We start from the raw sequence: 2,401 nt of genomic DNA on the forward strand, positions 1-2,401 counted from the left end.
AAGCTTTGTAAGGCTTTCCCGAAATCATTTTTTCTTTTTCACTTTTCATCGTATACTACCTTTGAGGTGTTTTTTGTAAAATAACCGGTAACTTGTATATATGTCTACTTCGTCACACAAATACCACCTATTCTGCAGGATTGATCTGCAAGTCATAGCACTTGTTTCTTGGCTCTAAGATATATTTTTTTCTTTATAAATCATTAAATGGACCGTTAATGTTTCCATTGCTGCCATGGCTTCTGTACTTAAGAAAATTTAAAGCACCACCACTTGCCTTGAGATTTTCACTGCGCTTCTGCTTCGTTCAGAATGACAGGCCTCTGGTTTTTTCACACCACTCCCACTTCATCAATCTCCCCCATCAGTCTTTCCGTGTTGCTCATCGCATAAATCATTTTCTGGTAATGCAGCACATCCTGGAAATCCAGCGTGCGGCCTTTGCGGTCTTTGAGCCATTTCTGAGCGGGTTGGTAACCGCCGATGTAGAAGTTCCACGCGCTTTCGGGGATGTTTTCGAAATACTGGGTGGGGTTGATGTATACTTTCCCCGTCATGGCAAGCGCAGCGACGCCATCCGTTGTTGTTAGTTCTGCGTCGCGGACAAAAGTCGGTTTCTCCACCACATTCTCCCCTTTTCCGGTAAACTTTGTCGTGAGGTCTTTATTGGAAATCCCTTCCAGCAGGTGGAGTTGGCGGATTTCGCTGCCGAGTTGTACGAGCTGCCAGAAGGTTTCGGGTTTTGGAAACGGCACGCGCAGGAAATCGATCTTCAGGAATTCTTTATAGGTTTCGCGGTATTTTGGGGAATGCAGTATGGCGTAAATGTAATCCAGAACATCCAAAGGCGTGAAGAGGCCGTCTTTAACTTTGTCAAAGTTTTGACCTTTGACAAACTGCTCCTCCTCCACCAACTTCATCCCTAAAGCCTGCTCAATCTGCTTCAGGATCTCAGGATTGAAGTTTGGGATTCTTTCCCGCGGATCTAATTCGGTGGGTTGCTGGTAAAGGTAGAGCGGAAATATATAGCTGATTTCTCTACTTTGAAGGGAAATATTATTTATATCTGATAACTTATCTGTTATTAGAACATGTTGAAAATTAAAAGTGGATAATTGCTTGGTAGATATAAGGGAATAATTCTTATTTAATGAAAGTATATTTTTCATTACTGAATACCGCGGACGAACAACTTTTTCTAAATCGTAATTTATATTTCTAATATCAAATGGTCGGTAAAGAATCTTTTGGTTAAAAGAATTAAATTCCTGAAAGCCTATTAAATTAAAATCATCATGAGTCTTGATCCCACTAGTATTAAGATTGAATAATTCTTTAATTACAAAACCTTTTTCATATTCTACAACTTGTTCCAAATTCTTAGGTCGAAAGAAATATCTGTCAGATTGTGGCTTAATGACATCAAATAAAATCTTTTGAATGTTATTGTTTAATAAAAACTCATACTTCTCATTTCGTTTTCCATACAAATCATAATGAAAAACTTTACCCAATTCATTCTTTCCTTTCTTATTGGTCTTCACAAAAAGATTGATCGAAACGCCCTGCATAATATCAAATACATTCTGGTCAACACTTCCGTCAGGCGAAGTTTCTTTCTTTTTAGAATTGCCGTGCAAATCAATCGTATAAATCTTATCAAATGTTTTCAGCAGATTCCAGCGCATTCCACGAAAAGTCATATTATCTAAATAACCGTGGGGATTGATGAAAGCCACGATGCCTTCTTCATTTTTCTCCACCAGATGCTGCGCAAAGCGGATGAACTTTACGTAGTCATCATTTATTACTTTAGAATTTCTTTCTTTGAGTTTCTCTTTGCCTCCGGGTTCTTTTTTGTAATCTTCCATCAAACCCATAATCCAGTCCGATTTATTCGAACTTTCCCCAGAATACGGCGGATTCCCAATCACACACATCACCGGCGTGTCTTTCTTGATCTGGTTCGCCATATTGCTTTCATCCGAAAGCCAGCTCGCAAACAGGGTTCCGGTGTCCTGGTGGTGTTCTTCCAGCGAATTGGTGAGGAATACATTGAAACGCTGGTCGCTGTTGGTTTCGTAACCGGTTTCCGAAAGCAGCATATCGAGTTTCAGGTGCGCCATGGAATAACTCGCCATCAGCAGTTCGAAACCGTTCATCCTCGGGATCAGGTCTTTTTCCACATAGCTGTTCCACGCCCCTTCGTTGATGTTGCGGAAGTTTTCGTCGTAAATATACCGGATGGTTTCCGCCAGAAAAGTCCCGGTTCCGGTGGCAGGATCCAGCACCTGTACTTTGTGGTAGGTTTTATCTACTTTCTTGCCGTGAAGCTCCACTTTTTTGGTCAGTTTCGAGGCATCGGCGAGTCCCATCGGGAGGTTGAATTCGGTTTTCAGCA

General features: G+C 41.1%; 1 protein-coding gene. It reads right to left on the reverse strand.

The window, feature by feature from the left end:
• Positions 1 to 332: 332 nt before the first annotated feature.
• The coding region (locus V5N63_RS11605) for a type ISP restriction/modification enzyme (protein WP_332034068.1) at positions 333 to 2,401 on the reverse strand (2,069 nt) is incomplete at its 5' end.

This window comes from Kaistella sp., from assembly GCF_032060305.1.
Classification (GTDB): Bacteria; Bacteroidota; Bacteroidia; order Flavobacteriales; family Weeksellaceae; genus Kaistella; species Kaistella yananensis.